Annotated in this window: 21 protein-coding genes and 1 tRNA gene; 14 read left to right on the top strand and 8 right to left on the bottom strand. The window is 67.2% G+C overall.

Features of this window, described 5'->3' with window-relative positions:
* Window position 1: 1 nt before the first annotated feature.
* From AC1REK_RS19250 to AC1REK_RS19205, 10 genes are all read left to right on the top strand, one after another.
* Window positions 2-811, top strand: coding sequence for a molybdate ABC transporter substrate-binding protein (locus AC1REK_RS19250; RefSeq protein ID WP_492268814.1), 810 nt, complete (start codon window positions 2-4; stop codon window positions 809-811).
* 19 nt (window positions 812-830) lie between these two features.
* Window positions 831-1,310 (top strand): tRNA (N6-threonylcarbamoyladenosine(37)-N6)-methyltransferase TrmO, encoded by a 480-nt coding sequence (tsaA, locus tag AC1REK_RS19245; RefSeq protein ID WP_492268815.1) that lies wholly within the window; start codon window positions 831-833, stop codon window positions 1,308-1,310.
* Window positions 1,297-2,331: an iron ABC transporter substrate-binding protein gene (locus AC1REK_RS19240; RefSeq protein WP_492268816.1), complete on the top strand. Its 1,035-nt coding sequence runs from the start codon at window positions 1,297-1,299 to the stop codon at window positions 2,329-2,331. Before tsaA ends, AC1REK_RS19240 begins: the two co-directional genes overlap by 14 nt.
* A gap of 4 nt (window positions 2,332-2,335) precedes the next feature.
* Window positions 2,336-3,349, top strand: a complete 1,014-nt coding sequence (locus tag AC1REK_RS19235; protein WP_492268817.1) for a FecCD family ABC transporter permease — start codon at window positions 2,336-2,338, stop codon at window positions 3,347-3,349.
* On the top strand, window positions 3,346-4,110 hold the full coding sequence (locus AC1REK_RS19230) for an ABC transporter ATP-binding protein (protein WP_492268818.1): 765 nt from the start codon (window positions 3,346-3,348) through the stop codon (window positions 4,108-4,110). The genes AC1REK_RS19235 and AC1REK_RS19230 overlap by 4 nt, the downstream gene beginning before the upstream one ends.
* A 150-nt stretch (window positions 4,111-4,260) precedes the next feature.
* A complete protein-coding gene (locus AC1REK_RS19225) occupies window positions 4,261-5,808 on the top strand; it encodes a serine hydrolase domain-containing protein (RefSeq protein WP_492268819.1) in 1,548 nt (515 codons plus the stop codon).
* A gap of 26 nt (window positions 5,809-5,834) precedes the next feature.
* Complete coding sequence (locus AC1REK_RS19220) at window positions 5,835-6,170, top strand: hypothetical protein (RefSeq protein ID WP_492268820.1); 336 nt, start codon at window positions 5,835-5,837, stop codon at window positions 6,168-6,170.
* A 108-nt stretch (window positions 6,171-6,278) separates the two neighbouring features.
* Window positions 6,279-7,307 carry an amino acid ABC transporter substrate-binding protein gene (locus tag AC1REK_RS19215; protein ID WP_492268821.1) on the top strand — a complete coding sequence of 343 codons (1,029 nt, stop codon included), beginning with the start codon at window positions 6,279-6,281 and terminating at the stop codon, window positions 7,305-7,307.
* Window positions 7,308-7,484: 177 nt separating this feature from the next.
* Window positions 7,485-8,648, top strand: coding sequence for an amino acid ABC transporter permease (locus AC1REK_RS19210; protein ID WP_492268822.1), 1,164 nt, complete (start codon window positions 7,485-7,487; stop codon window positions 8,646-8,648).
* On the top strand, window positions 8,645-9,691 hold the full coding sequence (locus AC1REK_RS19205) for an amino acid ABC transporter permease (RefSeq protein ID WP_492268823.1): 1,047 nt from the start codon (window positions 8,645-8,647) through the stop codon (window positions 9,689-9,691). Before AC1REK_RS19210 ends, AC1REK_RS19205 begins: the two co-directional genes overlap by 4 nt.
* An 87-nt stretch (window positions 9,692-9,778) precedes the next feature.
* Here the strand turns inward: AC1REK_RS19205 and AC1REK_RS19200 are convergent, their stop codons facing one another.
* Window positions 9,779-10,090 carry a DUF1272 domain-containing protein gene (locus tag AC1REK_RS19200; RefSeq protein WP_492268824.1) on the bottom strand — a complete coding sequence of 104 codons (312 nt, stop codon included), beginning with the start codon at window positions 10,088-10,090 and terminating at the stop codon, window positions 9,779-9,781.
* Between the two features lie 113 nt (window positions 10,091-10,203).
* Entirely contained in the window at window positions 10,204-10,686 is a 483-nt protein-coding gene (locus tag AC1REK_RS19195; RefSeq protein WP_492268825.1) for an Lrp/AsnC family transcriptional regulator, read from the bottom strand.
* Window positions 10,687-10,808: 122 nt separating this feature from the next.
* Here AC1REK_RS19195 and AC1REK_RS19190 point away from each other — a divergent pair, with 122 nt between their 5' ends.
* The gene (locus AC1REK_RS19190; RefSeq protein ID WP_327524256.1) at window positions 10,809-13,202 is read left to right on the top strand and encodes a thiamine pyrophosphate-binding protein; all 2,394 of its coding nucleotides are present in this window, start codon (window positions 10,809-10,811) and stop codon (window positions 13,200-13,202) included.
* Between the two features lie 183 nt (window positions 13,203-13,385).
* On the opposite strand, the gene AC1REK_RS19185 is transcribed toward AC1REK_RS19190, so the two are convergent.
* From AC1REK_RS19185 to AC1REK_RS19170, 4 genes are all read right to left on the bottom strand, one after another.
* Window positions 13,386-14,780 carry an MFS transporter gene (locus AC1REK_RS19185; RefSeq protein WP_492268826.1) on the bottom strand — a complete coding sequence of 465 codons (1,395 nt, stop codon included), beginning with the start codon at window positions 14,778-14,780 and terminating at the stop codon, window positions 13,386-13,388.
* A 190-nt stretch (window positions 14,781-14,970) separates the two neighbouring features.
* Complete coding sequence (locus AC1REK_RS19180) at window positions 14,971-15,642, bottom strand: LON peptidase substrate-binding domain-containing protein (RefSeq protein WP_492268827.1); 672 nt, start codon at window positions 15,640-15,642, stop codon at window positions 14,971-14,973.
* A 35-nt stretch (window positions 15,643-15,677) separates the two neighbouring features.
* Window positions 15,678-16,577 carry a thioredoxin gene (gene trxA, locus AC1REK_RS19175; protein ID WP_492268828.1) on the bottom strand — a complete coding sequence of 300 codons (900 nt, stop codon included), beginning with the start codon at window positions 16,575-16,577 and terminating at the stop codon, window positions 15,678-15,680.
* 195 nt (window positions 16,578-16,772) lie between these two features.
* On the bottom strand, window positions 16,773-17,288 hold the full coding sequence (locus tag AC1REK_RS19170; RefSeq protein WP_492268829.1) for a prolyl-tRNA synthetase associated domain-containing protein: 516 nt from the start codon (window positions 17,286-17,288) through the stop codon (window positions 16,773-16,775).
* A gap of 190 nt (window positions 17,289-17,478) precedes the next feature.
* Here AC1REK_RS19170 and AC1REK_RS19165 point away from each other — a divergent pair.
* A tRNA-Gly gene (locus tag AC1REK_RS19165) sits at window positions 17,479-17,553 on the top strand.
* Window positions 17,554-17,725: 172 nt separating this feature from the next.
* Here the strand turns inward: AC1REK_RS19165 and AC1REK_RS19160 are convergent.
* On the bottom strand, window positions 17,726-18,625 hold the full coding sequence (locus tag AC1REK_RS19160) for an HNH endonuclease (protein ID WP_492268830.1): 900 nt from the start codon (window positions 18,623-18,625) through the stop codon (window positions 17,726-17,728).
* Between the two features lie 380 nt (window positions 18,626-19,005).
* On the opposite strand from AC1REK_RS19160, the gene AC1REK_RS19155 reads away from it, so the two are divergent.
* Complete coding sequence (locus tag AC1REK_RS19155; protein ID WP_327523869.1) at window positions 19,006-19,272, top strand: hypothetical protein; 267 nt, start codon at window positions 19,006-19,008, stop codon at window positions 19,270-19,272.
* Window positions 19,273-19,485: 213 nt separating this feature from the next.
* Here AC1REK_RS19155 and AC1REK_RS19150 read toward each other — a convergent pair whose 3' ends face one another.
* The gene (locus AC1REK_RS19150) at window positions 19,486-20,184 is read right to left on the bottom strand and encodes a FadR/GntR family transcriptional regulator (protein WP_492273814.1); all 699 of its coding nucleotides are present in this window, start codon (window positions 20,182-20,184) and stop codon (window positions 19,486-19,488) included.
* 228 nt (window positions 20,185-20,412) lie between these two features.
* Here AC1REK_RS19150 and AC1REK_RS19145 point away from each other — a divergent pair, with 228 nt between their 5' ends.
* The gene (locus tag AC1REK_RS19145; RefSeq protein ID WP_492268832.1) at window positions 20,413-21,411 is read left to right on the top strand and encodes an ABC transporter substrate-binding protein; all 999 of its coding nucleotides are present in this window, start codon (window positions 20,413-20,415) and stop codon (window positions 21,409-21,411) included.
* The last annotated feature ends 2 nt before the right edge of the window (window positions 21,412-21,413 follow it).

Genomic DNA, 21,413 nt, shown 5'->3' with positions numbered 1-21,413 from the left:
CGTGCGCCGCCTCGCGCTCGCCGGACTTGTCTGCCTGATGGCCGGGACCGTAGCGGCGCAGGAGCCGGTGCTCCTGCATGCGGCCGGCAGCCTGCGCGGGGCCCTGACCGAGGTGGCGCATGCTTTCGAGGCGCAGACGAAGCTTGCCGTGAAGCCCGTCTACGGGGCTTCCGGCCTGCTGCATGACCGTATCGCCAAGGGCGAGGCGGCGGAGGTCTTCGCCTCCGCCAATATGGAGCACCCACAGGCACTGGTACGGGCGAACCGTGCCGGGCCGGTCGTGCTCTTCGCCCGCAACGAGCTCTGCGCCTTCGTCCGGCCGGACCTTGCCGTGACCAGCGAGACCCTGCTCGATCGCCTGCTCGATGCCAAGGTGAAGCTCGGCACCTCGACGCCGCGCGCCGACCCGTCCGGCGACTATGCCTTCGCCGTATTCGCCCGCGCCGAGGCGGTGAAGGCGGGCGCCCGAGCTGCCCTCGAAGCGAAGGCGCTGCAGCTCACCGGCAGCGCGACCAGCATGCCGGCGCCGGCCGGCGTCAATGTCTACGGCCACAAGATCGCCAGCGGCGAGGCCGATATCTTCCTCGCCTATTGCACCAACGCCCAGCCCCTGGCGCAGGAGCAGCCGGGAATCCGGCTCGTCCGCCTGCCGCCGGCGCTCGCGGTCGGCGCCGATTACGGGCTGACGGTGCTCGATACGGCCTCGCCAAATGGCTACCGGCTCGCCATGTTCATCCTGTCGCCGGCAGGGCAGACGATCCTGGCGAGGCATGGCTTCTCGGCGCCTGGACTGCCGCGTGGCGAACCTTGAACGGAACAGGACGGCGGCCATGGACTGGCAAGCGACGCGGCCGGGCGAGACCGAAGCCCCCCTGCCCGAACGCAGCGACGCGCATCTCGTCTTCATCGGCCGCATCCGCACGCCTTTCGCGAAGCGCGACCAGTGCCCGCGCCGCGGCAGCCAGGATGGGCCGCTCTGCCGGATCGAGCTCGACCCGGCCTTTCGCCCGGCGCTGCTCGGCATCGAGGCCTTCGACGAGCTCGACATCCTCTACTGGATGCACGAGGCGCGGCGCGATCTGCTGACGCAAACCCCACGTGGCGGCACCGTCTCCGGCACCTTCGCCTTGCGCTCGCCGGTCCGGCCGAATCCGATCGCCCTGTCGCGGGTGAAGCTGGAGGGCGTCGAGGATGGCGTCCTGCTGGTGCGCGGGCTGGACTGCCTGGACGGCACCCCGCTCATCGACATCAAGCCCTGGCGCTGCCCGCATTCTGCCGCCCGGGCGGAGAAATCACATGCTGCGTCCTGACAGACGCGCCCTGCTCGCCGGTCTAGGGGCCGTCCTCGCGGCGCCGCGCCTCGCCCGCGCCGCGACCGTTCGCGACGGTGCCGGGCGCGAGGTGCCGATCCCGGGCAAGGTCGAGCGCATCTTCCCGGCCGGGCCGCCGGCCGCAATCCAGATCTACACGCTCGCCCCCGATCTGCTGCTCGGCTGGCCGCGCGCCAACCGGCCCGAGGAGCGCGAATTCCTGCTTCCGGGCATCGGCGACAAGCCCGAGATCGGCCGCATCACCGGCCGCGGCAACAGCGCCAATCTCGAGGCCGTGCTGCAGCTCAAGCCGGATCTGATCATCGATTCCGGCTCGACGGGCCGCACCTATGTCGAGCTCGCCGAACGCGTCCAGAGCCAGACCGGCATTCCCTATGCGCTGCTGGACGGACGTTTCGCGCAGATTCCGGCGAGCTATCGCATCCTCGGCCAGTTGACCGGTCGCAGCGAGCGTGCCGAGACGCTGGCGCGCTGGTGCGAGGAGACGATGGCGACGATAAGCGGCCGCATTGCCGCGATCCCGGCGGAGCAACGGCCGAGCGTCTACTACGCCCGCGGCCCGCGCGGGCTGGAAACCGGGCTCGGCGGCTCGATCAATGTCGAGACCCTGTCCTTCCTCGGCGCTCGCAATGTCGCCGCGGAGCAACCGGGCAGCGGCCTCGCCCAGGTCTCGCTGGAACAGGTGCTGAGCTGGAACCCGGATGTGATCGTCACCATCGATCTTGCCTTCGCCGAAAACGTGCGCAGCGACCCGAATTGGGCCGGGGTCAGGGCGGTGAGCGAGGGCCGCGTGCATCTTTCGCCGAAGCTGCCCTTCGGCTGGGTCGACTTTCCGCCCTCGGTCAACCGGATGATCGGCCTCTGGTGGCTGGCGAAGCTGCTCTATCCCGCGCAGTTTCCGGAAGAGATCCGCCCGCTCGCCCGCAATTTCCACACGCTATTTTATCAGGTGACGCCGAGCGAGGCGCAGCTCGACCGCGTGCTTGCGGGGCGGGGATAACCCCTTGGCATCACCTTCCCTGCGCGGCAACCTGATCGCCCTCGGACTGCTCGGCCTCGCCGTGATCGCCGCCTTCGCGCTCGGCCGGTTTCCAGTCAGCCCGGGCGATATCCTCCGGTCGATCTGGTCCTGGCTTACCGGTACGCCTTCGGCCCTGCCGCCGCAGATCGAGACGGTGATCTGGAATATTCGGGGCCCCCGCGTCCTCGCGGCGATCCTGTGCGGCGCGGCGCTCGCCGTCGCCGGCGCCGCCTTCCAGGGCCTATTCCGCAACCCGCTCGTCTCGCCGGACATTCTCGGCGCTTCCTCCGGCGCGGCGCTCGGTGCCGTCCTCGGCATCTATTTCTCGCTCGGCCTGCTGGCGATCCAGCTCGCCGCCTTCGCCGGTGGGCTCGTCGCGGTCGCCGCCGTCTATGCGGTCGGCTCGACGATCAGGCGCGGCGATCCGGTGCTGGTGCTGGTGCTGACCGGCGTCGTCGTCGGCTCGCTGCTGGGGGCAGGCATCGGCCTGATCAAATACTGGGCCGACCCCTACAATCAGCTGCCGGCGATCACCTTCTGGCTGCTCGGCAGCCTCGCCGGTACCGCGAGGCCCGACCTCGTGCCGTTGCTGGGTCCTGTCCTGCTCGGAACCGGCGTGCTGCTCGCTTTGCGCTGGCGGATGAACGTGATGTCGCTGCCGGAGGAGGAGGCGCGCGCGCTCGGCCTCGCCACCGGCCCCTTGCGCATCGCGATCGTTGCCGCGGCGACGCTGGTGACTGCGGCGAGCGTCGCAGCCGCAGGCATCATCGGCTGGGTCGGCCTCGTCGTGCCGCATCTGGCGCGCTTCCTGGTCGGACCCGATTTCGGCCGCCTGCTGCCGACGGCCGCGATCCTCGGCGGCGGCTATCTTCTCGCCATCGATACCCTCGCCCGCACCGCCGCGCCGGTCGAAACGCCGCTCGGCATCCTCACCGCCGTGGTCGGGACGCCCTTCTTCATCTGGCTGCTGGCCTCGGCCCGCGGAGGCTGGTCGTGAGCCTTGCCGCCAGCGCCCTCGCCTATGGTTACCCTGCGCGCGAGATCGGCCGCGACATCGAGCTTGCCCTGCAGGCCGGCGAGGTCATGGCCCTGCTGGGCCCGAACGGGCACGGCAAGACCACCCTGCTCAAGACCATGCTTGGGCTGCTGCCATCCCGTGGCGGCGGCCTCAGCCTCGACGGGCAAGCGCTGGAGACGCTCGGCGCCGGCGCGCGGGCGCGAGCACTCGGCTATGTGCCGCAGGCTCATGCCGGCACCTTCGCCTTCTCGGTGGCCGAGATGGTGCTGATGGGCCGCACCGCCCATGCCGGGCTCTTCGCCGCCCCCTCGGCCCATGACCGCACCGTCGCGCGGGCGATGCTGGAGCGGCTCGGCATCGCGGCATTGGCGGAGCGCCCGTATACCGAGATCTCCGGCGGCGAACGGCAGCTCGCGCTCGTCGCCCGCGCCCTGGCGCAGGAGCCGCGCTACATCATCCTCGACGAGCCGACCGCCAGCCTCGATTTCGGCAACCAGGGCAAGGTCATGGCGCAGATCCGCCGGCTCGCGGCGGAAGGGCTCGGCGTGCTGTTCACCACGCACGATCCGAACCAGGCGCTGCGCTATGCCGACCGGGTGATGCTGCTGCGCGATGGGCGGGCACTTGCCAGCGGACCGGCTGCCGCCCTGCTCACCCAGGACAATCTCGTCGCGCTCTATGGCAGCGCGGTCGAGATCGTACGCGACGCCGATGGCCGGCTCGCCTTCCTGCCAGGGTGACACCGGCCCGTCACGGCAATCTGGTCAGAATCTCCCGATTCTGTTTACCTAACGGCAGACAAGACCATGCGAGCTTGCGGCCTCCTGCCCGGCCCGCAGCGTATCCTCGCCGCGATTTCTCGGCCTTTTTCAATACCCTGGAGCGACTGGATGAAGCGATTCCTCGGAACACCCGTGCTGCGCGGCCTCGCGCTCGCCGGCGCCTTGGCGGTCAGCGGCGCGCAGGCGCAGGAGCCGAGCCAGGCATCGATCGAGGCACTGCTGCCGGAGCTGGAGAAGCAGGTGGCCGCCGGCATGAAGGCCTTTTCGGTGCCCGGCATCGCCGTCGGCATCGTGCACGACGACAAGCTGATCTACGCCAAGGGCTTCGGCATCAAGGCGCAGGGCAAGCCCGAGCCTGTGAACGCCGAGACGCTGTTCCAGGTCGGCTCGACCACCAAGGCGTTTCTCGGCGTGACGCTGGCGCAGGCCGTCGATGCCGGCCGGATCGGCTGGAACGACCCGGTGATCGATCACCATCCCGCCTTCCAGCTCTCGGACCCCTGGATCACCCGCGACTTCCGCGTGCTCGATCTCGCAGCGCAGCGCTCCGGGCTGACGCCTTATGTCAACGACGCGCTGGCCTTCCTCGGCTTCGACAAGGAAACGCTGATCCGCTCGCTACGGGTAGCCCCGCAGCTCGGCGCCTTCCGCTCCGATTTCCGCTATCTCAATATCCCGCATGTCGTCGGCGGCGAGATCGTCGCCAAGGCCAATGGCACGCCGTCCTGGTTCGCCTCGCTGAAGCGCAGCGTGCTCGACCCGCTCGGCATGGCGGCGACCACGGCGACCGCCGAGGCAATCGAGAAAGCACCGGACCATGCCATGGGTCACCGGCTCGACGCCGCGCCCATCGCAGTGCCGTTCCATCCCGCCTTCCCCTATGCGCTCGGGCCGGCCGGCGCGCTGAACTCGAACGTGCCCGACATGGCCAAATGGCTGCGCCTGCAGCTCGGCCGCGGCATCTTCGACGGCAAGGTCGTCGTCTCCGAGGAGAATCTCGACGTGACCTGGACCCCGCGCGTCGCGATGAACGAGCGCACGGCCTATGCCGTCGGTTGGGTCGCCAGCGCGACCCCGCGCGGCCGGATCATCTGGCACAATGGCGGGACCTCGGGCTTCGGTGCGCATGCCGGCTTCCTGCCGGATGCCAGGACCGGCATCGTCATCCTGACCAATCTCGAGAACACCGGCATGCCGGACTCGCTGGCGATGTGGTTCTACGATCGCGTCCTCGGCAATCCGACCGTCGACAACATCGCGCTCGGCGCCGCGGCCTCGAAGGCCAAGCGCGAGGCCGCCCTCAAGGAGGCCGCCGGCTTCGTGCCGGGGCCGCTGCCGGCCAATGCCGCCGCCCTCGCCGGGACTTACGTCTCGCCGATTCTCGGCGACGCGACGGTCTCCCTGGTCAATGGCAACCTGCAGATGAAGCTGGAAACGACGGAGGCCATCGGCCTGCTCACGGCAAGCCGGGACGACCCCTTCCTGTTCTCGGCGACGCTCGCCCCGGTCGGCGACTTCGCGGGTCCCGCAGCGATGAGCGGCGGCGAAGCCTTCACCCGGTTGCGCTTCGAGCCCGACAACAACGGCAGGATCACGCAGATGCGCTGGCTCAGCCCCGAGCTGCCGCATCTCTTCAACCGCACCCCGGCCCAGTAATGCCGACGACACCGAGGATGCCCGACATGATGCTCCGCCCTGCCCTGATCCTGAGCCTGGCCGCTTTCATCGTGGCCTCGCCGGCCGCAATCGCCGCGCCTGCTTTCGCGCCGCTCCCGGCCGGCGCGCAGTCCCTGCCGGTCGAACCGGCCCGCTCGCTGCTGAAGAACTTCCTCGACGCTCTCGGCGACGACGACGATGTCCATGACGACCACTACGACTGGAAGGACTACCGCAACTCGACCTCCCGCAAGGAGCGGATCCGCGACTATTACGAGATGCAGCGGCAGGGCCAGATGGACTACTGGAGGGCCCAGAAGGACATGCAGAAGAAGGCGATCAAGGCCCAGCGCGGCTGGTGACGCTGGACGTCAGCTACGCCTATCGTCCCCCCTACCTCTCTTGGTGCGTCTGTTGCATAGTCAGCCCCAGCGCCGCGCATGACGCCTAAGGACGCAGGGGAACAGGACATGAAGACCATCTATCTGGCAGGGGCCATCCTCGCCGGCAGCGCCTCAATGGTGCTCGCCCAGCAGCTCGCGCCGAGCCCGACGCTCGACGCGGTCAAGGCCCGCGGCCATATCGAATGCGGCGTTCATCTCGGCCTGCCCGGTTTCTCCTTCGCCAACGACAAGGGCGAATGGACCGGCCTCGACGTCGACTATTGCAAGGCGCTCGCTGCGGCCGTGCTCGGCGACGCGACCAAGGTCAAGTTCACGCCGACCTCGGTGCAGCAGCGCTGGCCGATCCTGCAATCGGGCCAGGTCGACCTGCTCTCGCGCAATTCGACCATCACCTTCTCGCGCAATGCGACGCTCGGCCTGAACTTCCAGGGCATCAACTTCTACGAAGGCCAGACCTTCATCGTCCGCAAGAAGGCCAACGCCAAGACCGCGGCCGATCTCGACGGCGCCTCGATCTGCGTCGCCGCCGGCTCGACCGAGGAGAAGAACGCCGCCGACTGGTTCCGCGAGCGCAACCTCAAGGTGACCATCACCAACTTCCAGAAGAACGACGACGCCATCACCGCCTATGATTCCGGCCGCTGCGACGCCTACACCGCCGGCGTCGGCGCTCTCGCCGGCCAGCGCGCCAAGCTCAAGGTGCCGGACGAGCACGTCATCCTGACCCAGCCGATCTCGAACGATCCGCAGGGGCCGGTGACGCGCTGGGGCGACGAGCGCTGGCAGCTGATCGTGCGCTGGGTGCTGAACGGCACCATCGCCGCCGAAATGCTCGGCGTGACCTCCAAGAACGTCGACGAGATGAAGGCGAACTCGAAGAACACCGAGGTCCGCCGCCTGCTCGGCGCCGAGGGGGGCTTCGGCGCGATGATGGGCCTGCCCGACGACTGGATGTACAAGGTCATCAAGCAGGTCGGGAACTATGGCGAGAGCTATGAGCGCACCGTCGGCATGGGCTCGCCGCTGAAGCTCGAGCGCGGCCAGAACCAGCTCTGGACCAAGGGCGGCCTGCTGTTCACGCCTCCGTTCCAGTGAGAGCGGGGCGGCCCGGCCAAGCGAGCTGAGCGCCGTCATTCCGGACAAGCCGCACCGCGGCGCAGCTCCGGAATCCATCGAAAGGCGCCGGAGTCCTGCGATGGATTCCGGCCCTCCGCTTCGCTCCGGCCGGAATGACGGCCCGCTCCTTCAGCCTTTCCCAGCGAGCCTGCGATCGTGAGCAAAGCCCTCGCCTTCATCAACGACAAGCGCGTCCGCGACTGGTTCTACCAGGCGGCGGTGCTGATCGGCCTCGTCGGCCTGCTGGTCTATTTCATCCGCAACGCCTCGGAAAACATGGTCAAGGCCGGCATCGCGTCAGGCTTCGACTTCCTGTGGCGCACCTCCGGCATCGACGTGCCATTCGTGCTGACGAACTACACGCAGTCCGACAACATCCTCGCGCTGTTCTGGGCCGGCGTCGCCAACACGCTGTTCGTCACCGCGGTCTCGCTGGTGCTGGCGACGCTTCTGGGTTTCGCGATCGGCATCGCCCGCCTCTCCTCGATCTGGCTCGTCTCGGCGCTCGCCGGGGCCTATGTCGAGTTCGTCCGCAATATCCCGCTGCTGTTCTTCGTGCTGTTCTGGTATTTCGGCGTCATCGCCGCGCTGCCTTCGCCACGGGAGAGCATCAGCGTCTTCGGCGTTGCCTTCCTCAACAATCGCGGGCTGACCATTCCGCTGCCGGACGCGCCGGCGAACTTCCACTGGGCCTTCGGCGTCATCCTGGCGGCCTTCGTCGCGCAATGGCTGTTCGCCCGCTGGGCGCGGCGGCGGAAGGAAGCGACCGGGCAGGACGCGCCGCTCCTCGCCGTCAGCCTGATCCTGCTCGTGCTGGTGCCCGTGCTGGCCCTGAGCTGGGCGAGCCTTGCGACGCGCTGGGACATCCCGGTGCTGCGCGGCTTCAACTATCGCGGCGGCTTCGTCGTCATCCCCGAATTCGTGGCGCTGCTGGCGGCGCTGGTGACCTACACGGCCGGCTTCATCGCCGAGATCGTGCGCGGCGGCATCCAGTCCGTGCCGCACGGCCAGATCGAGGCCTCCGCCGCTCTCGGGCTGCGGCCTGCCCAGACGCTGCGCCTCGTCACCATCCCGCAGGCGCTCAGGGTGATGACGCCGCCGATGACCAACCAGTATCTCAACGTGCTGAAGAACTCGTCCTTCGGCGCCGCGATCGCCTATCCCGATGTGGTCAGCCTGTTCATGGGCTCGGCGCTCAACAATACCGGCCAGGCGATCGAGATCATCGCGATGACGCTGGCGGTCTATCTCGTCATCGGCCTCGCGGTCTCCGCCTTCATGAACTGGTACAATGCCAGGATCGCGCTGGTGACCCGATGAGCGCCGCCACCGCAACCTCCCAGAGCTGGCGCGAGCGCCTCTTCGGCACGCCGGTGACGACGGTCGTCACCCTGGTCCTCGCCCTCTTCATCGCCTGGATCGCCATCCCGATCATCCGCTGGGCGCTGATCGACGCGACCTGGCGCGGCACAACGCGCGAGGACTGCGCATCCGGCGGGGCCTGCTGGGTTTTCATCCGCGCCCGCTTCGGCCAGTTCATGTACGGGCTCTACCCGCAGGAGGAGCGCTGGCGCGCCGATCTCGCCGGCATCCTGTTCGCGCTGTCAGGCGCTGGGCTGGTGTTCGCGCCGCAGCGGCTGAAGCTCAAGCTCGCTCTGGCGGCGCTCGTCATCCTGCCGCCGCTCGGCGTCTGGCTGCTTGCCGGGGGCTTCGGCCTCAGGCCCGTCGAGACGCGCGAATGGGGCGGTCTGATGCTGACCGTCTTCATCTCGATCTATGCCAGCCTGATCGCGATCCCGCTCGGCATCGTGCTCGCGCTCGGACGGCAATCGCAGCTCAGGGTGATCCGACTGATCAGCGTGCTGTTCATCGAGTTCTGGCGCGGCGTGCCGATCATCGCGGTGATCTTCCTGGCATCGCTGCTGCTGCCGCTGATCATGCCCTCGGGCATCGGCGTCGACCGACTGGCGCGGGCGGTGATCGGGCTCGGCTTCTGCATCGCGGCCTATATGGCGGAAGCGGTTCGCGGCGGCCTGCAGGCCCTGCCCTCCGGCCAGCGCGAGGCGGCGACTGCGCTCGGCCTGACCTATTGGAAGGCGACCTGGTTTATCATCCTGCCGCAGGCGCTGCGCATCTCGCTGCCGGCGATCACCAACGAGTTCATCGCGCTGGTGAAGAACACCACGCTCGTCCTCGTCGTTTCGATCCTCGACCTGCTCGGCATCGCCCAGGCCTCGCTCGCCGACCCGAACTGGGTCGGCATGAGCATGGAAGCCTATGTCTTCTCCGGCGGGATCTACTGGCTGATCTGCTTTGCACTGTCGCGCTGGAGCAAGAGCCTGGAGACGAAGCGGGGACGATAGCCTTAGCGCCACGGCAGGAACCCTCTCTGAGAGATCGATTCCGCAATCGCCTCTAAACACCTGTCATTTCAGGTAAACGCACACCTGTCATCGCTCCTGCGGCGGCACGGCGCGCAGGCGCTCGGTCAGCTCGCGGCGCTGCGCTTCCGTCCATTGCGAGTGCTTGCGGGCGGTCGATGGCGGCCGGTTGGCGAGGCCGAGCCCGATGCCGCGCAGATCGTTGACCGGGCGGACCGGCCGCTGGACGAAGCCGCCGCCGCAGGTCGGGCAGACATTTTCCAGCACCCGCTCGGCGCAATCGGCGCAATAGGTGCACTCATAGCTGCAGATCCGCGCCTCCAGAGAGGTCGGCGGCAGGTCGCGGTCGCAGAGTTCGCAATTCGGGCGCAGTTCCAGCATCGTCGTTTCCGTTCCAGCCTGGCGTCAGCAGCCTTGCGGCGAGTGAAGCCCGAGGCGAAGACAGCGTGCGTCAGTGGCGACGCCGCCGACCCCGGGGCAGCCATGCCCCCTGATCAGCTCGCCCCAAGCTCCACCGGCACCGAGAAGGAGCGCTTCACCTGACCGAGCGCGAAGCTCGATTCGATCGAGGCGACATTGTCGAGCCGCGTCAGCTTGTCCTTCAGGAAGCGCTCATAGGCAGCGAGATCGCTGACGATGATGCGCAGGAGGTAGTCGCGCTGGCCGGTCATCAGATAGCAGTCGGCGACCTCGGGCCAGCGCTGCACGGCCGCGCCGAAACGGTCGAGTTCCTCCTCGCGCTGCCGCTCCAGCTTGATCGAGGCGAAGACCGAAACCGGCAGGCCGAGCTTCTCCTGGTCGATCACCGCGACATAGCCCTTGATCACCCCGGCATCCTCGAGCAGCCGGACACGCCGTGCGCAGGGGCTCGGCGAGAGCCCGACCTGCGCCGCGAGGTCCTGAATGCTCATGCGTCCGTCGGCCTGCAGGGCCTGAACGATGCGGCGGTCGATATCGTCGAGTTTTGGATTTGGCATGAATGTTCGCTCCTCGGCTCAAGATTAGCGGAACCCGCCAATTCTGGAAGCACGCAGCTCCGTCTTTAGCTGCTTTCGCCAGCGCGAATATGCATGATACGCTAATCCAAGGAGCGCGCCCGATGTCCGACCCACGCCTGCCCGTTCTCGCCGAACTGGAAAAGAAGATTCTCTGGCTGGCCTCGTGGACGATCCACAACGCCAACCATCTGCGCGATAATGGCGACGGCATGAAAGTGGGCGGCCATCAGGCCTCCTCGGCTTCGCTCGCCACCATCATGACCGCGCTCTACATGGCGGCGCTGAAGCCGCAGGACCGGGTCGCTGTGAAGCCGCACGCCTCGCCGATCTTCCACGCCATCAACTATCTGATGGGGCTGCAGACGCAGGAGAAGCTCGAGAACTTCCGCGGCTACAAGGGCGCGCAGAGCTATCCTTCGCGCACCAAGGACATTGACGACGTCGATTTCTCGACCGGCTCGGTTGGCCTCGGCGTGGCTCAGACGCTGTTCTCCTCGCTGACCCAGGACTATGTGAAGGCGCATGGCTGGGCGAAGGACCGCCCCGAAGGCCGGATGGTCTCGCTGATCGGCGATGCCGAGCTCGACGAGGGCAACATCTTCGAAGCCCTGATGGAGGGCTGGAAGCACGGCGTGCGCAACACCTGGTGGGTGATCGACTATAATCGCCAGTCACTCGACGCGGTGATCCGCGAAGGCCTTTACGACCGCTTCGAGACGATGTTCCGCAATTTCGGCTGGGACGTCGTCACCCTGAAATACGGCTCGCTGCAGCAGGCCGCCTTCAAGGAGAAAGGCGGCGAGCGCCTGAAGGCCTGGATCGATTCCTGCCCGAACCAGCTCTATTCGGCGCTGACCTTCCAGGGTGGTGCCGCCTGGCGCAAGCGCCTGATGGACGATCTCGGCGACCAGGGCCCGGTGACCAAGCTGATCGAGAAGCGCTCCGACGCCGAGCTCTCGAAGCTGATGTGCAATCTCGGCGGCCATGACCTGCCTTCGATCCTCGAGGCCTTCGAGGCGATCGACCATGACCGGCCGGTCTGCTTCCTCGCCTACACCGTCAAGGGCTTCGGCCTGCCGCTCGCCGGGCACAAGGACAACCATGCCGGGCTGATGACCAAGGAGCAGATGGAAGGCTTCAAGCAGGCCAACAAGGTCCGCCCGGGCCATGAATGGGACCTGTTCGAGGGCCTCGACCTGCCCGAGAGCGAGATCCGCGCCTTCCTCGGCAAGATCCCGTTCTTCTCCGAAGGGCGGCGCCGCTACAGCGCGCCGGCCCTTCCCGTGCCGGAAAAGCTGGAAGCCGGCATCCAGCCGGTGATGTCGACGCAGATGGGCTTCGGCAAGGTGCTGGACGAGCTCGCCAAGCTCGGCGGGCCGCTGGCCGACCGCATCGTCACCACGGCGCCCGACGTCACCGTCTCGACCAATCTCGGGCCATGGGTCAACCGGCGCGGCCTGTTCGCGCGTGCCTCGATGGCCGACACCTTCAAGGACGAGCGCATCCCCTCGATGCAGAAATGGGAGTTCTCTCCCAAGGGCCAGCATATCGAGCTCGGCATCGCCGAGATGAACCTGTTCATCAACCTCTCGGCTCTCGGCCTGTCGCATTCGATCTTCGGCGAGCGCCTGATCCCGATCGGCACGCTCTACGACCCGTTCATCTCGCGCGGGCTCGATGCGCTGAACTATGCCTGCTACCAGGATGCCCGCTTCATGGTCGTCGCGACGCCGTCCGGTGTCACGCTGGCGCCGGAGGGCGGCGCGCATCAGTCGATCGCGACGCCGCTGATCGGCATGAGCCAGGACGGGCTCTGCGCCTTCGAGCCGGCCTTCGTCGACGAACTTTCCGTGATGATGCGCTGGTCGTTCGAATATCTGCAGAAGGATGGCGAGGGCGATCCGGACGAGCGCACCTGGCTGCGCGACGAGACCGGCGGCTCGGTCTATCTGCGCCTATCGACCCGTCAGGTCGAGCAGCCCAAGCGGGCGATGACGCCGGAGCTGGAGCGCGACATCATCGACGGCGCCTATTGGCTGAGGAAGCCCGGGCCGAACGCCTCGGTGGTGATCGCCTATACCGGCGCGGTCGCGCCCGAAGCGATCGAGGCCGTCGGCCTGCTCGCCGAGGACCGGCGCGATGTCGGCCTGCTCGCCATCACCTCGGCCGACCGGCTGAACGCCGGCTGGCAGGCGGCGGAACGGGCGCGCCAGCGCGGCAATCATCGCGCCACCAGCCATGTCGAGCGCCTGCTCGGCGAGCTCTCGCGCGATTGCGGCATCGTCTCGGTGCTGGACGGGCATCCGGCGACGCTGGCCTGGCTCGGCAGCGTCCACGGCCACAAGCAGAAAGCGCTCGGCGTCGAGCATTTCGGCCAGACCGGCACCGTCGCCGACCTCTACCGGCATTTCGGCATCGACGCGAACGCGATCGTCCACGCCGCCCAGTCGGCGGCGCCCGGACGGCCGGTGAGGTATCTGAAGGCGCTGCCGTAGGCGCGGCGCGCTTCCTTCTCCCCTTGCGGGAGAAGGTGGCCCAAAGGGCCGGATGAGGGGTCGAGCAGTCCTGGACGGTTTCGCCCGTCAGCACGGTAGCGTGTGGCTAGCGTCGCGCGACCCCTCACCCCAACCCTCTCCCGCAAGGGGAGAGGGAGCAGGTCGCGCCGCCCGCGCCTTGAATCAACCGCCGCGCTTCACCTTCACGCCGGCGATCAGCCAGCCTCCGGTGAGGAAGAAGGCGATCAGCACGGCGAGGCCTGCCCGTTGGCTGGCAAAGAGCGTCGTCGCCAGCGCGACCAGGGTCGGCCCCATGAAGGAGGTGACCTTGCCCGCCAGTGCGAAGAGGCCGAAGAACTCGCCGATCCGCGCCGGCGGGGCGATGCGGGCGAGCAGGCTGCGCGAAGAGGCCTGCAACGGCCCGGCGACGAGGCCGATCAGAAGGCCGAGCCCGAGATAGACCTTCTCGGGCAGCGAGGCGAACAGGCCATCGCCGGGGGCCGCCGGCGTCGCCTCGATGAAGAAGGCGACCTGTCCCGGCCCGAGCGAGAGAATGCCGAGACAGGCGAAGAGCAGGCAAGCGATGGCGCCGAGGATCACCGGCTTGCCGCCGACGGCATCGTCGAGCTTGCCGCCGAGAAAGGCGCCAAGCGTGCCGGTGATGGTGAGCAGGATGCCGAACACGCCGAGCTCGATCGTCTGCCAGCCGAACACCCCTGCCCCGTAGATGCCGCCGAAGGCGAAGAGCGCGACGAGCCCGTCCTGGTAGATCATGTTGGCGAGCAGGAAGCGGCCGAGCCCGGGCAGGCTCGGCAGCTCCGCCAGCGTCGCCTTCAGCCGTGCCACGCCGCCGCTGGCGGCCTCCCGGAAGGATATGCCGGTGCGCGGCGTATCCGGCGTCAGCAGGAACATCGGCGTGACGAAGATCACGAACCAGAGCGCAGTGAGCGGCCCGGAAAAGCGATCGCCCTCGCGGGTAGCCGCATCGAGCCCGAACATCGGCGAAAAGCCGGCGAGCGTCTTGCCAGTATGCGGATCGGCCGCGAGCAGGCCGAGCGTCAACGCCAGCGAGACGAGCCCGCCAAGATAGCCGACGGCCCAGCCGGTACCTGATAGGCGCCCCAGACGCTCGGGCGGCACGAGCCGCGTCATCATCGCGTTGTTGAAGGTCGTTGCGAACTCGGCCCCTATCGTCGCCATGACGAAACCGGCGAGCGCGATCGGCACGGCCGCAGGCGAGCCGGGCTTGGCGTACCAGAGCATGCCGGAGCCGATGACGAGCAGCGCCCCGAAACTGGCGATCCAGGGCTTTCGCGGACCGGTTCGGTCGGCGATGCCACCGAGCAGCGGCGAGAGCAGCGCGATGCAGAGCCCGGCAAAGCCGGTGGCGTAGCCCCAGAGCGCCTGCCCCTGCGCAGGATCGGAAGCCAGCGCCGCCGCGAAGAAGGGCGCGAAGACGAAGGTGGTGACCAGCGTGAAGAAGGGCTGGGCCGCCCAGTCGAAGAAGATCCAGGCGACGATCGAGCGCCGCGGCGGATAGGTCACCGGCGAACTGCCGGCACCGCCGGACTGGGTCATCGCGACATTCAAAGGACAGCACCTGATCTGAAAGGAAGCTGGTCGTCCCGGACAAGCCGCGTCAGCGGCGCCGATCCGGAATCCATGCCTGGACGTCTGCCTGAACCTCTCCGGCAGACGTCCAGGCATGGGTCCCCGGTCTCCCTCCGGTCGCCCGGGACGACAGCCGGAGGGAAAACCCGCAAATCACTCACTGCAGCGTCGTGTCCGGATCGGAACCGCCGCGGGCAAGCTCGATTTCCGTGATCGCGACCAGAACCTCGGCCCGGCTCCTGAGGTCAGGCGCCTCGAGCAGTGCCTGCTTCTCGCGCGGTCCGAAGGGGCACATCATCGAGAGCGCATTGACCAGCGCCTCGTTGGGCGCCTCGTTGACGCCCTTCCAGTCGATCTTGAGCTCATTGGCCTTGGCGAAGCTGCGCAGCGCCTTGAGCAGGCTCACGCGATCGACAGCCTCCTCGCCGGCCCGCGCCTGGAAGTCGACCGCGAAATCATCATAGGAGACCCTGGCCTGGCGATAAGCGGTGGTGACCGAAAGCTCCTCGACCAGCCGGAAGCGGGAAATGCCGGTCAGGGTCAGGATGTAGCGGTCGTCGCCCGTCTCGGCGAACTGGGTGATGCGGCCAAGGCAGCCGACGTGCAGCAGCGCCGGCGCCGTCGATTGCCGACCGTTCTCCGGCTCAGGCTGGATCAGGCCGATGACACGATGGGTGCGGATCGCGTCATCGACCATGGCGAGATAGCGCGGCTCGAAAATGTTGAGCGGCATCTGCCCACGCGGCAGCAGCAGCGCGCCGCTGAGCGGAAACAGCGGGATCACCGCCGGGCAATCCTCGGGCCCGTGATAAACCGCGTTCATGCCCATCGGCGCCTGCCCATCTGCACGTGGTCCCCTCCGGCCTAGGCGAAGAGTGCGGTGGAGAGCTTGCGGCGCCCGGCGACGCTGTGCTCGTCCATCGGCCCCCAGGCCTCGAAGAACTGCAGCAGCTGCTTGCGCGCGCCATCCTCGTTCCAGCTCCGGTCCGCCTTGAGAATGGCGATGAGCTGGTCGACCGCCTCCTCGCGCCGCTCGCGGGCGTTCAGCGCGAGAGCGAGGTCGAAACGGGCCTGATGATCCTTCGGATTCGCCGCGACCCTGGTCTCGAGCTCGGCGGTGTCGCCGAGGGAGGCCGCCTGTTCGGCGAGCTCGATCGCGGCACGCAGCGCCGTCACGGCCTGGTCCTCGGCCTTGTCGGCCGGCACCATGGCGAGGAAGCCCTTGGCGCCCTCGATATCGCCCTCGTCGAAATGCAGCCGGGCCATGCCGGCGATCGCTGCGACATTCCCCGGCTCCAGCGCCAGCACCTCGGCATAGAGCTCGCTCGCGCCGCCGGCATCGCCGGCCTCGAGCGCCTCGCCCGCCGCCGCGAGCATCTCCTCAACCGGGCCGGGGCCCATCGGCCCGACAAGCTTCTCGATGAAGGCCTTGATCTGGCCCTCCGGCTGGGCGCCCATGAAGCCGTCGACCGGCTGGCCGCGCTGGAAGGCGATCACCGCCGGAATCGACTGGATGCCGAGCTGGCCGGGGATCGCCGGGTGCTCGTCGATGTTCATCTTGACCAGCTTGACCTTGCCGCCGGCCTCGTTGACCACCTTCTCGATCACCGGCGTCAGCTGCTTGCACGGGCCGCACCAGGGCGCCCAGAAATCGACCAGCACCGGCTGGTTCATCGATTCGGCGATGACGTCCTGGCGGAAGCCCTGCGTCGTCGTGTCCTTGATCAGCCCGGGGGCCGGTGCCGCTTCGCCATTGACCAGCATGGGTCGTCCTTCATCTCGTCAACAAGCCGGGCTCCACGCCGGCAGGGTCGTAGCCCTGCCTTTTAGGGGATTGCCCGGACAACCGAAACCGCCGGGCAGCGCTGCCCGATCCGCGCCCCATAGATGGGGAGCTTCGTCCGTTCTGTCCATTGCCCCTGGCGCATCTGATGCGATGGCCGGTGCAGGTCATCCGCCTCAAGGCTCGGGCGGCGCCGGCAGCTCGACGATCAGCGGCTCGTGGCCGGTCGAACGCAGGAAGGCGAGCATGTCGTCGCGGGCGATGCCGAGCGTCGCCGTGTTGACCAGAGGGTGGAAGTTCATCGGCTCGCCGGTCATCAGGCCGGCGTCCAGCACCATGGTCACATCTCCCGCCCGGTCGTTGATCACCGCGAAGGCGGTGACCGAGCCCGGCGTGACGCCGAGCTTCTCCATCAGCAGCTCGGCCGAGCCGAAGGAGAGCCTGCCGCTCGCACCGAGAGTCTCGTGCAGGCGCTTCAGGTCGATTCGCGTGCTCTCCAGCGCCGAAACCAGGAAAATCCGGCCCTTCTTGTCCTTCAGGAACAGATTCTTGGTGTGGTGCCCGCTGATCGCGCCACGCAACTCCTTGGATTCGGCCACGGTGAAGACCGCCTCGTGGTCGATCCGGGTGGTGGCGATGCCGAGGTTATCCAAGGCTGCGACGAGATCCTGAGGAGAAATTGGCGCGGTCATTTTTGCCCTGGAAACGCGGAAAAGCTGGAAATCCCTAGCTTTCTCCCCTCGCCGCGGCAAGCTCGAGGCATTGCCCCCGGCTGAACCGGGCAGCGAGTTGTGAAATTCCTGCAACAAGGCACTTGCGCTCCTCGCGGCGATGGGCAATAAGCCGCCCATCGCCGCTGCGGCGGCGATGAATGTCTCGGATGCGGGTGTAGCTCAGGGGTAGAGCACAACCTTGCCAAGGTTGGGGTCGAGGGTTCGAATCCCTTCGCCCGCTCCAGACAATCTCAAGTTAAGAGAAGCATGCAAGCGTCGGGTTTCCCGGCGCTTTTTGCTTTTCTGGCCTGGGCGGCTCGGCACCAGTTCTGAACGGTTCCGAAAGCCCGTGGTTACACCGCGGTTACAAGTACGCCTCAGGCGCGCACAGGTCGCCTGGGCGCACTCCCTCCTCCTCACTGCTTGAAGCAATTCTCTCGGTGCCACCGCAGGAAATGCGGGTGCGGACGGTCGTGAGCTCGCACAGGCGGTAGGGCTCGACCGGTCCTGTTTATGAAGCTGCGTATTCCATCGGGGTCGTTCGCCTGCCGGGAGATCAGGATGTCGAGGTCGTCGGACAGACTGATCAGACCGCGATCGAACATCCAGTGCGCGGTGCCTGACAACGCGATTCCGTTGCTGACGATGTCAGGCCCCTTCCTCTCGACGGGACGGATGTGAGCCGCATCGACTTCCGCCCGGCCGCCGCCGTTGATGAGCTTCAGGCCGGTGATCGCGCAGCGTTCGTCGTAAGCGCGCAGAACGACGCGGCGAAAGACGCGGTCGCGGACGATCCGGGAGGCCAAGAATGTCGCCCGCTCGCGATCCTGCTCGAACACAAACGGCGCCTGTTCCTCCGCGAAGCCGTTCGATGCCGCATCCGCATCAACGCGCGGCAGCAACGGGGCCTCGTCGTCCAAGCCGAGACTGGTGATACGGTGAAAGTCGGCTGGTGAGAGCGGTCGAACCGCCGCCTGAGCGCGCCCAGAGATGCGCCCGTCCTCATTCAGTACGCCGCGCTCGATCACGCCCCGAGCATCCGTGAAGGGAACCGGGTTGGCGAAGTCGAGATAGCTGCCGGGCTCGATGATGGCGATGTACATGTCCGGCGCGCCCTGATCGGGGATCACCTGCTGGACCTTTGCCACTGCAAAGTAGCCACGCGTGCCGGCCACCTTGCGCGGCTCGTAATAGATGATCCAGCTCCCGACGCAGGCCTGGACGCGGCCGAGATACTGACGCGGGAACTGATAATGTTCGGCCGGACTGTCCCGATAGATCGAATCGTGCCGATGAATGAAGACGCCGAAGGCCATGCCTGCTCAGATTCGCGCGAGCCCGAGCGAATTGAGCAAGGCCGGCCTGCCAGGTCAATCCATCGGCAGTGCGCGACAAGCTGACCTTGGTGCTTCGCCCGAAAGCGGACGGTAGCGGCTTTCAGGCGAGATCGGTTCCCGACCAAAAACCGCCGCTGCCGAAAGCTCAGATGGCGCGTTGGAGCCGCCGGCACCCGGCGTGCTCCTGTCATGGGCCGGCTTTGGACGCAGGGCCGACGATTGAGCCTCCCGACCAAGGAAGATCGGGCAAGTTCCGTCTGTAAGGTTCATGTCAGCTGCCGCGACCTAACCTCATTTCATCAGGAAGCGGACGGGGTGTCCCGGGATCGGCTTCCAGGCATCGAACGAAGGACATTGCCATGACCACCGGTTTCAACATCGCCTCCTCCCAGGTCTCCGAGCGCGGCGCGCCGCTGAGCGACGATGTCCTCGACGCCGTCAGCGGCGGCGGGCTGATCACGGGCGCTGTGGATCTCGTGGCCTCGGGGGTGAAGACGGGCATCCACTACGCTGCAAAGGGGGTCGGGATGTTCATGGACGCCGATCAGGTCGGTGGCCGCTCCATGCACAACTTCCAGGACAGTGTTCCCGCCTTCGTCGACAAGATCGTCGACAAGATCATCTGAGGCGCTCTCGAGAGCGTCGCTCCGCGGCCGCCGAAGCCGATCGGCGCTGACCAAGGATCGCGCCACGGAGGGGGACCTCGTGGCAATCCTCGGCGACAAGACGACGCGAAGCCAGATCGGGCGAGGCGGGGCGCACGCGCGCGCCAAGCAGATGCACCGGCTAGAAGCGCAGCGCATCCGCTGAACTGGGAAGACTCCTGCTGAGGCCCGACCTCAGGGAGAGCGCCCGATCAGCCGGTCTTCCACATTCTGCAGGTGGCGCCTCACCGCCTCGGCTGCCGCTGCGGGTTCGCGGTGGGCGATGGCATCGACGATCCGGGCATGGTCGTCGAAGCTGTGGTGGTCGGCGGGTGGGCTGCTCAGGCTCGGTCGAGGCCGTCCCCAGGTAACGGCGCGACGCACTGCGTTCAGCGTTTCGAAAAGCGCGAGCAGGATCGGGTTGTGCGCAGCCTCGGCGATCTCGTGGTGGAAACGCGCGTCATAGGCCTCGTATTCCCGCCAGGTCGCCGAGGCGCGGCAGGCCGCGTTCAGTTCTGCCAGCGTACCGATTTCAGCCGCGGTCGCGTTGACCGCGGCAAGGCGTGCCAGTTCCGGCTCGAGAGCTATGCGCGCCTTCATCACCTGGATCGGATTGCAGCGCTGCGCGAGATCCGAGATGTCCGCCAGTTGCGGCGGCCTTGGCCCGACGAAAGTCCCCTTGCCGACATGGCGCCAGAGCTGCCCCTCGCGCTCGAGCGCAGCCAGCCCCTTGCGCAATTCGGTGCGCTTCACGCCGAGCAGTTCGGCGAGCTCCCGCTCCGGCGGCAGGCGCCCGTCATCGGGCAGCCGGGCAGCCGCCAGAAACCCGTAGAGCTGGGTCAGCACCCCCGGGAGGGCAGCATCGGTGGGAGCGGCGACTTTCTGATCCATCATGCGTAACCGGCGGCGAGTGATACCCCTTGATCCCACGGATTTTCCGTCAACGCAACCATTTTGCCAATTGGTTCGCAAAACCCATCGCATACGCCCCAATATCGGCTCTCTTTAGACCAAGACACGGCCTTGACAGGATCAAATTACCATTTGACACTGCCCAAAAGAAAATTGGTTGCGACCAGATCGCTCAAAAAAGCCAAACAGAACTCTGGGAGGAGTCAGACCATGAAGCCCTTGGGAAGCAGGCTGTCCACCGTGTTCGCCGCCGCCATCGCGGCCACCGTCGCCCTTCTGGGCGGCAGCCCGGCAGCGCAGGCACAGAGCAAGGTCCGCGTCGCGCTGGGAGACGTCCTATCGACCGAAACGCTCGCCATGGTCATCGCGCTCGAACGCGCCAAGGAGAAGGGCGTCGACTATCAGGTGACGCATTTCTCGAAGGAGGATCTCGCCATCCAGGCCGTGATCAACGGCCAGGCGGACCTCGGCATCGGCACGCCGTACGCAGTCGTCCAGAAGAGCAAGGCGCCGCTGCGCGTGCTGTTCCAGGGCACCCGGCTCGTCTTCTTCCCGGTCGCCGACAAGTCCTACAAGACCTGGAAGGACATGAACGGCCAGCCGATCACCTTCCATGCCCGCGCGACGGGCACGGAGGCGATCGGCAACATCATCGCCAAGCGCGAGGGCATCCAGTTCGGCGAACGCAGCTATGTGCCGGGGTCCGAGAACCGGATCATCGGAATGATGAAGGGGCAGATCAAGGCCACCGTCGTCGATCTCGCCAACAAGAACATGCTGCTCGAGAAGGCCGGCGACCGCTTCCATGTCCTTCCCGGCGTCAGCGCCCCCGCTTCCGACGAGACCCTGTTCGGGCAGATCGAGTGGATCAAGAAGAACGAGCAGCAGGTCGACGTCATCGTGACGGAATTCCTGCGGCTCTGGCAGGAGATGGCGGCCAATCCGGCAGTGGTCGAGCAGGAGCGGGCCAGGCGCAAGCTGATGGCCGACCAGCCGAAGGAGGTGCTCGAGGGCATCACGAAATTCTACACGATGGCGACCAAGGAAGGCGTCTATGCGCCGGCCGGCGGCAACGCCGAGATCGCGAAGGCCGATTTCGAGTTCTACACCGAGGCAGGCCAGATGCAGGGGCCGGCGGCGGAACTGAAGGTCGAGGACTTCTGGTATCTCGCGCCGCTCGAGCGGGCACGCAAGTCGCTCGGCGGCTAGCG

The organism is Allobosea sp. GW823-FHT02B03, assembly GCF_058797755.1.
This window is presented reverse-complemented; position numbering and strand designations above follow the sequence as displayed.